Source organism: Bacteroides sp. 1_1_14, assembly GCF_000162515.1.
GTDB lineage: Bacteria > Bacteroidota > Bacteroidia > Bacteroidales > Bacteroidaceae > Bacteroides > Bacteroides thetaiotaomicron.
The window spans coordinates 428,359-436,122 of sequence record NZ_GG774708.1 but is presented as its reverse complement, the minus strand read 5'-3'; the positions used below and the strand labels follow the sequence as shown (position 1 = coordinate 436,122).

The window sequence follows — 7,764 nt, the reverse complement described above, 5'->3', positions numbered from 1 at the left end:
GGAAAGATAGCGTAAAGTCGTATCAAGCAGTGAGTTGATACCTTCCACATTCATTTCACTGACTTGTTTTTCTTTCCAAAGCCGTTGTTTTTCTATCTTTCTTTCCGCTTCTTCCAGCGGAATATCCTTTGGCGTTGGCACAAAATAGATATCAAATCTCCTGTTTAAGTGCATTCAGACAATTATGGAAGCCTTTGACTTTCTTCTCTAATAATGCTAATACTGAATTGTGATGCGTTACTTTTTCCTCAAGCCCCGTCAGCTCTCCTTTCAATGCTATACAATCACTATCATATTTCCTTTTTTCTCTAAGATAATAGGTCTGAATAGTATCCCAGCAGATATCCTCATTCCAGCAAGATTCTTCTTCCCGATTCATGTGCATACGCAATCTCTTCTCCATCTCTTCTCTAAATATCCGAAAAAAGCGGGAAAAGAAAACAAGATACCATGGAGTAGAATCATAATAATTTTGCCAGTCAGCGTAGCGATGACAACAAGTATCTAACTTCTCCTCCGCAGCTTTAAGTTTTGAAGCCACACTCATTGATTCGATTCTGAGCTGTTCTTTCAGTTGATTTGTTTTTTCAATAAACTCCCGATATGAATCATTCCCCATAATCTTTTGCACTTCATTCAGAGAATCTAAGATTTGCTTTTTCGACTGGACACAATGCTCCAATTTCTCATGAAGGGCAGCTGCTACTTCATCCCATTTTTTAAAGGTTCTATGAAAATAGCCGGACGCCTTCTCTAAAAAAAAGTCTAAAGCTTTCTGCTCATTTTGCTCATTCTCCAATTCAGCAAAAGAAAATCCTCCCACCTCTGTCGTACAGAAATACCTTTTGTCTTTATTCTTATCCATAGCTTGCGTAGAGGGAAAATAAGCAGCAAGACTATTAACACCTTCTATCCAACGCTGCTCCAACAAATCATCCAGTCCGATATTGGGAATCTTTGCAAAAGAGTCTATCACATTCGTCACTGCTTGATTATTGGTGGAAGTTGCCACAATCACCGGAGGAGGATCCTCCACCAAAGCATGCGACACCAACATATCTGCCACAATACTCTGCAGAAGAGTGGTCTTACCCGTACCCGGGGGACCAGAAACGGCAAGCACATCTCCGTCCTTCAGAAAATGAAAATGGTTGACCGCTTCGCGTTGAGACTCCGACAAAGGATATTCACCCCCCATCTGACCGGAGTGTTGATACATACATCTGAGAGAATGTGCCTGATAAGGGGCTTCCTGTGTTTCCTGTTCTCCGGTGAGCATCTTGTCATACAGGGATAAAGAGAGATTCTTTCCCGCTAATATCTTTTTGTAAAGACTACGAATATGAAATTTTGCATCTACTGTTTGGTCCAAAATGAAATAGGACTCCTCATCCAGTACTAATAATTCTCCCTTTTCACTCTTTTTATTTTCTATTTCCGTTTCACCCCAAGACACACAAAGAGCTTTCTCATAAAAAGACCGAACAGCTTCCCAGTAATTATCCCAGTTTTGAAAGTTTTCTTTCAAGAAATGTTTTTGAGGATATTCACTCCATGCTCCGATCGCTTTCTCTTGCATATGAAAAGGAGTCAGTACATCTCTGGGAATCCAAGGCGTCTTATAGATAGAATCAGGAGGAAAAAGCGTTCCGTCTTTATCCAATCTGGCAGGAATATATAAAATACCAAATGGCACACGAACATCCACCCCTAAATCAATCAATCCATCTGCCAGAACTTTAGGAATAAGAATCACTTCAAGCTTATCCTTCTTCGTGTCTGAAGGTTTATTTTCTACCCAAAATTCATTAGTAGCCAAAGAATTGATCCTGCCGGATGAAAGTTCAGAATCCTTCGCTTTTTGATAATTTTCCCCAGAAAAATCGATATAAGATTTTACTCTAGTAGCTTCATAAAAGAATTTTGTTAATCGTTTTTTGAGTTCATTCATTATTTTTTTTCATGTTAAGTTGTGTGATAACTTTATAACTACAGGCATTTCTCATTTCTTACGTGACAAATATAGATAATTCTAACCTAACCAAGAATCATATTGGCATTTTTCTATCTTGTACACTATATATATTACAGGAGAAATCTCATTTCAACGCTTACATACCATGCATATATAAAATCACTGTTAAATCACTCCGCAATCTCAAACAAAAAGGTCATCTGTCTGTTACATACCCGACTTGAATATAGTAACCTAAACTTTTAAATTATGGCTAGAGAAAGCGTAAAAATCTTACAAGGAAAGCTTGATGTAGAAAGCTTGATTTCACAGTTGAATGCAGCATTGTCCGAAGAATGGCTAGCATACTACCAGTATTGGGTAGGCGCATTGGTAGTAGAAGGCGCTATGCGTGCAGACGTACAAGGCGAGTTCGAAGAACATGCAGAAGAAGAACGCAGACATGCGCAACTGCTTGCCGACCGCATTATCGAACTAGAAGGAGTACCCGTATTGGACCCGAAGAAATGGTTCGAACTGGCAAGGTGCAAATATGATGCTCCCCAAGGATTTGATTCTGTAAGTCTGCTAAAAGATAATGTAGCTTCTGAGCGTTGCGCAATACTGCGTTATCAGGAAATTGCTGACTTTACCAATGGAAAAGATTTCACTACCTGCGACATTGCCAAGCATATCCTTGCTGAAGAAGAAGAGCATGAACAAGATCTTCAGGATTACCTGACTGACATTGCCAGAATGAAAAAATCATTTCTCGACAAGTAATTTCCGACTCGTCAGAGAATGAGCGAAAGGCAGTCTTAAAAAGAGAATATCAAAACATTCTCTCTTCAAGATTGCCTTTTTTCACAAATATATGCGAAAACGCCCCCGAAGTTTATACTCCTTTAAACTCCTTTTGAACAATTTTCGTCCTGATTGGAACACCGCATTTCAGTTGATTCCTCCTACCTTTGCAACCACACTTAATCATAAAGTGCATAGAAAACAGGTATAAAGAGTATAAAAAGAAAAGACTATGGCAAATCAATTATCAAGAACTGATAGTTCATCCAATCAGGATATCAGACAACGATTCAACGTAAAAAAAACAATCATCGGAGTTATTGTTTTATTAATAGGATTATTTCACTTACCTGAAGCGATCCTCCTCATTATGGACGGCATTTCTTTAGATAGCATATTGTATCTTATCGGCAATATATTACTCTGTCTGCTTGGTATATACCAACTTAAATTCCGTTCCAGGGAAATGAGATATCTGCCGACTAAAAGCGTGGTCAAAGAGAAGAACTATTCTTTCAATCTGAAATACCTTGAACCATTGAAAGAAATGATCGAATCAGGCAATTTTTCTAACAATATCAATATTGAGAAAGGAACAGGCGGAAATCTTCGGCTGGATGTCCTCATGTCGGCTGACAAGAAATTCGCAGCAGTGAGATTGTTACAGTTTATCCCTTACAGCTACATTCCGGTCATGGATATGCAATATCTGCGGAATGACAAGATCGCCGCTCTGGAGAATTTCCTGGAACACTCTAAATAAGGGTCCGTTTTATTTTATCCATCCCCACTTTTATGTAATAGTGCGATAAAAACCAAACTATTTTCAAACAAATCAAGAAGAAATCTTTCTTTTTTCGTATTTTTGTCCCAATATGCACGTTTAATTCAAGTAGACAACGAACATCAACGAAAAAGAATGAGAGTAATTGATTTAATACATAACAGCGAAAAAACAGCTTTCTCTTTCGAAATCCTTCCTCCACTGAAAGGTACAGGCATCGAAAAGCTGTATCAGACTGTCGATACCCTTCGGGAGTTTGATCCGAAATATATCAATATCACCACGCATCGCAGCGAATACGTATATAAGGATCTGGGCAACGGACTTTTCCAGCGAAACCGGCTGAGAAGACGCCCGGGGACTGTTGCCGTAGCTGCCGCTATCCAGAACAAGTATAACATAACGGTGGTTCCGCACATACTGTGCAGCGGCTTCACCCGTGAAGAAACCGAATATGTACTGCTCGACCTGCAATTCCTCAATATCACCGATCTGCTGGTACTTCGGGGAGATAAGGCCAAACATGAATCAGTATTCACTCCCGAGGGCGACGGGTACCATCATGCTATCGAGTTGCAGGAACAAATCAATAACTTCAATAAGGGAATCTTTGTAGACGGCTCGGAGATGAAAGTAACCAACAGTCCGTTCTCCTACGGTGTGGCTTGCTATCCGGAGAAGCACGAGGAGGCTCCCAACATCGAATCCGATCTCTTCTGGCTGAAAAAGAAAGTAGAAGCAGGGGCGGAATATGCTGTGACACAGTTATTCTACGACAATAAGAAATACTTCGAATTTGTAGAGCAAGCGAAGGCAGCAGGTATCAATGTGCCCATCATTCCGGGCATCAAGCCATTCAAGAAGTTGTCTCAACTCAGTATGGTGCCCAAGACATTCAAAGTAGACTTGCCGGAAGATTTGGTCAAGGAGGTTTTGAAATGCAAGAACGACAAGGAAGCCGAACAGGTAGGTATCGAATGGTGTGTCGCCCAATGCAAAGAGTTAATGGCACATGGAGTGCCAAGCATCCACTTCTACTCCATCGGAGCAGTGGACAGTATCAAAGAAGTGGCTAAAATCATTTATTGATATGTTTTTCAGAGACGTAATCGGACAAGAAGAAATCAAGCAACGACTCATTCAGGAAGTGAGTGAAGGGCGCATACCGCATGCCCAACTGATCTGTGGCCCCGAAGGAGTCGGTAAAATGCCGCTGGCTATCGCTTATGCCCGCTACATCAGTTGCACCAACCGGGGTGAGACGGATGCCTGCGGAGTATGTCCGTCGTGTGTGAAATTCAACAAACTGGTACATCCGGACGTACATTTCGTATTCCCCATCGTGAAAAGTTCTAAAGGAAAACGGGAAGTGTGCGACGACTATATCGCCGACTGGAGACCATTCGTTCTGAAGAATCCGTACTTCAACCTGAATCACTGGCTGAGAGAAATGGATGCCGAGAATGCACAGGCCATCATCTACGCAAAAGAGAGCGATGAAATCCTGAAGAAACTCAGCCTCAAATCAAGCGAAGGAGGATTCAAGATCACGATTCTCTGGTTGCCCGAAAAGATGCATCCGGTATGTGCCAACAAATTATTGAAATTGCTCGAAGAGCCACCTGAGAAAACCATCTTCCTGCTCGTATCGGAAGCTCCGGAAATGATTCTGCCTACCATTCTGAGCCGTACTCAACGCATGAACGTGCGAAAAATAGACGAGTCGGCCATCGACCGCGTATTGCAGTCCAAATACGGTATCCAGCCTGCCGACAGCCTTTCCATTGCCCATCTGGCAAACGGGAACTTTATCAAAGCACTGGAAACTATTCATCTGAATGAAGAGAATCAGCTCTTCTTCGACTTATTTGTCAGCCTGATGCGATTGTCCTATCAACGGAAAATCAGGGAAATGAAGCTCTGGAGCGAACAGGTTGCCGGCATGGGACGTGAACGCCAGAAGAACTTTCTGGAATACTGCCAGCGCATGATCCGCGAAAACTTTATATTCAATCTCCATCAGCGTGATCTGACATACATGACAATCAACGAACAGAATTTCGCCTCTCGCTTTGCTCCTTTCGTCAACGAAAGGAACGTAATAGGCATCATGGATGAACTAAGCGAAGCGCAACTGCATATAGAACAAAATGTAAATGCCAAGATGGTATTTTTCGACTTCTCTCTGAAGATGATCGTACTGTTGAAGCAATAATAAATATATAAACTATGGAATATAAGCTTCATAATGGGAGCGGCGGTCTTTGCTGCAAAGGATGCTCCCGACAAGATAAGAAACTGAACACTTACGATTGGCTGGCAGACATACCAGGCAACGCGGAAGAGTGTGATATGGTGGAAGTGCAATTTAAAAACACCCGAAAAGGCTATTACCGCAACAGCAACAAGATCAAACTGGAAAAGGGAGACATCGTTGCCGTAGAAGCTGCTCCGGGCCATGACATCGGCGTCGTGACCCTGACGGGAAGACTCGTCCCGCTGCAAATGAAGAAGGCCAACTTCAAGACTGATGTTGAAATAAAGAGAATCTACCGGAAAGCAAAACCGGTGGATATGGAGAAATTCAACGAAGCGAAAGCAAAGGAACATGCGACCATGATCCGTGCCCGCCAGATTGCACTGAACCTGAACCTGGATATGAAAATCGGTGATGTGGAATATCAGGGCGACGGCAATAAGGCCATCTTCTACTACATTGCTGACGAACGTGTGGACTTCCGCCAACTGATTAAGGTACTTGCCGAAGCTTTCCGTGTCCGTATTGAAATGAAACAAATCGGTGCACGACAGGAAGCAGGACGTATCGGAGGTATCGGTCCTTGCGGACGGGAGCTTTGCTGCGCTACTTGGATGACGAGCTTTGTATCGGTATCTACAAGTGCCGCCCGCTTTCAGGACATTTCACTGAATCCTCAAAAGCTTGCCGGACAGTGCGCAAAGTTAAAGTGTTGTCTCAACTATGAGGTGGACTGCTATGTGGAAGCTCAGAAGCGCCTCCCTTCCAAAGAAATCGAACTGGAAACAAAGGACGGCACTTTCTACTTCTTCAAGGCTGATATTCTGAGTAATCATGTTTCTTACTCTACGGACAAGAACTTCCCCGCCAATCTGGTAACAATCAGTGGAAAACGTGCCTTTGAGGTAATTGCCATGAACAAGAAAGGAATGAAACCGGATAGTCTGCTCGAAGCTGAAGTGAAGCAAGAATCCAAAAAGCCGATTGACTTGCTGGAACAGGAAAGCCTCACCCGCTTCGACCGTAACCGAAATAATAAGGACGGAAACAACGGTAACCGGAACAAGAAGAAGAGAAAAGGAAATAATGACAACCGCCCGCAGGCACAGGCCGAAGGTGGAAATCGTCCGCAGCAACCTCAGAGGGGGGAGAACGAGAATCGTCCCCAACCGTCAGAGAACGGCAACAGAGGAGAAAGAGGAGACAGAGAAAATCGTCCGAGAAACAATAACAATAATAACCGGAACAGAGGACAGAATCAAGGACGGAATAATGAGAACAGACGTCCGGAAAGAGGACAGAATCAGGAACGTCCACAGAATCCGAACCGTCCGCAGAATCAAGAGCGTCCGCAGAATAGAGAACGGCAACCCAAACAGGAACGTCCTCAAAATCAGGAACGCCCGCAGGAACAAGGAAGACAACCCAACCAGGAACGTATTCCCAGACCTGAAAGAAATTCGAATCAAGAGAAACCGCAAAATAATGAAAAGCCTGCTCAGGAATAGCTTATTTTGTTTATTCGGTGCCTGCCTCATGGCAGCCTGTAATGAAAATACCGTGTATCACTCCTACCAGTCCCTGCCCAATGAGGGATGGGGAAAGAGTGATACACTCTCTTTTCAGTGTCCTGTTACGGACAGTATTCCTGGTACACTCAGATTATTTGCGGAAGTTCGCAACAGAAGTGAATACCCTTACCGCAACCTTTACTTATTCATTCATGAGAATCTGCTCGACTCCACAGTATGGCGCACTGACACGATAGCGGTCAACCTGGCTGATTCCACAGGAAGATGGACAGGCAATGGGTGGGGAAGTATCTATCAAACAGCAGTTTTTGTCAAATCTGTCCGCCCGCTGCATCCCGGAAACTACACAGTTAAGATTGTGCACGGAATGCAGGATGAGAAGTTAACCGGACTCAATGACGTCGGTATCCGGATTGAAAAACAAGAAGAATAG

The 7,764-nt window shown here is 43.1% G+C and carries 7 protein-coding genes; 6 read left to right on the top strand and 1 reads right to left on the bottom strand.

The features are described from left to right. Nucleotides 1-151: 151 nt before the first annotated feature. Nucleotides 152-1,951, bottom strand: a complete 1,800-nt coding sequence (locus tag HMPREF9007_RS0125310; protein WP_032850586.1) for an AAA domain-containing protein — start codon at nt 1,949-1,951, stop codon at nt 152-154. A gap of 273 nt (nt 1,952-2,224) precedes the next feature. On the opposite strand from HMPREF9007_RS0125310, the gene HMPREF9007_RS06645 reads away from it, so the two are divergent. From HMPREF9007_RS06645 to gldH, 6 genes are all read left to right on the top strand, one after another. After that, a complete protein-coding gene (locus HMPREF9007_RS06645) occupies nt 2,225-2,737 on the top strand; it encodes a ferritin-like domain-containing protein (protein ID WP_008762757.1) in 513 nt (170 codons plus the stop codon). 253 nt (nt 2,738-2,990) lie between these two features. After that, nucleotides 2,991-3,521 (top strand): hypothetical protein, encoded by a 531-nt coding sequence (locus HMPREF9007_RS06650; RefSeq protein WP_008762756.1) that lies wholly within the window; start codon nt 2,991-2,993, stop codon nt 3,519-3,521. 156 nt (nt 3,522-3,677) lie between these two features. Then, nucleotides 3,678-4,631: a methylenetetrahydrofolate reductase [NAD(P)H] gene (gene metF, locus HMPREF9007_RS06655; RefSeq protein WP_008762755.1), complete on the top strand. Its 954-nt coding sequence runs from the start codon at nt 3,678-3,680 to the stop codon at nt 4,629-4,631. Nucleotide 4,632: 1 nt separating this feature from the next. Beyond that, nucleotides 4,633-5,757, top strand: coding sequence for a DNA polymerase III subunit (locus HMPREF9007_RS06660; RefSeq protein WP_008762754.1), 1,125 nt, complete (start codon nt 4,633-4,635; stop codon nt 5,755-5,757). A 14-nt stretch (nt 5,758-5,771) separates the two neighbouring features. Continuing rightward, a complete protein-coding gene (ricT, locus tag HMPREF9007_RS06665) occupies nt 5,772-7,307 on the top strand; it encodes a regulatory iron-sulfur-containing complex subunit RicT (protein ID WP_008762753.1) in 1,536 nt (511 codons plus the stop codon). After that, nucleotides 7,285-7,764 carry a gliding motility lipoprotein GldH gene (gldH, locus tag HMPREF9007_RS06670; protein ID WP_008762752.1) on the top strand — a complete coding sequence of 160 codons (480 nt, stop codon included), beginning with the start codon at nt 7,285-7,287 and terminating at the stop codon, nt 7,762-7,764. The genes ricT and gldH overlap by 23 nt, the downstream gene beginning before the upstream one ends.

Excerpts from the sequence above, each read along its gene's own strand:
- HMPREF9007_RS0125310 (WP_032850586.1), bottom strand. The coding sequence starts at position 1,951 with ATGAATGAACTCAAAAAACGATTAACAAAATTCTTTTATGAAGCTACT.
- HMPREF9007_RS06645 (WP_008762757.1), top strand. The coding sequence starts at position 2,225 with ATGGCTAGAGAAAGCGTAAAAATCTTACAAGGAAAGCTTGATGTAGAA.
- HMPREF9007_RS06650 (WP_008762756.1), top strand. The coding sequence starts at position 2,991 with ATGGCAAATCAATTATCAAGAACTGATAGTTCATCCAATCAGGATATC.
- metF (WP_008762755.1), top strand. The coding sequence starts at position 3,678 with ATGAGAGTAATTGATTTAATACATAACAGCGAAAAAACAGCTTTCTCT.
- HMPREF9007_RS06660 (WP_008762754.1), top strand. The coding sequence starts at position 4,633 with ATGTTTTTCAGAGACGTAATCGGACAAGAAGAAATCAAGCAACGACTC.
- ricT (WP_008762753.1), top strand. The coding sequence starts at position 5,772 with ATGGAATATAAGCTTCATAATGGGAGCGGCGGTCTTTGCTGCAAAGGA.
- gldH (WP_008762752.1), top strand. The coding sequence starts at position 7,285 with ATGAAAAGCCTGCTCAGGAATAGCTTATTTTGTTTATTCGGTGCCTGC.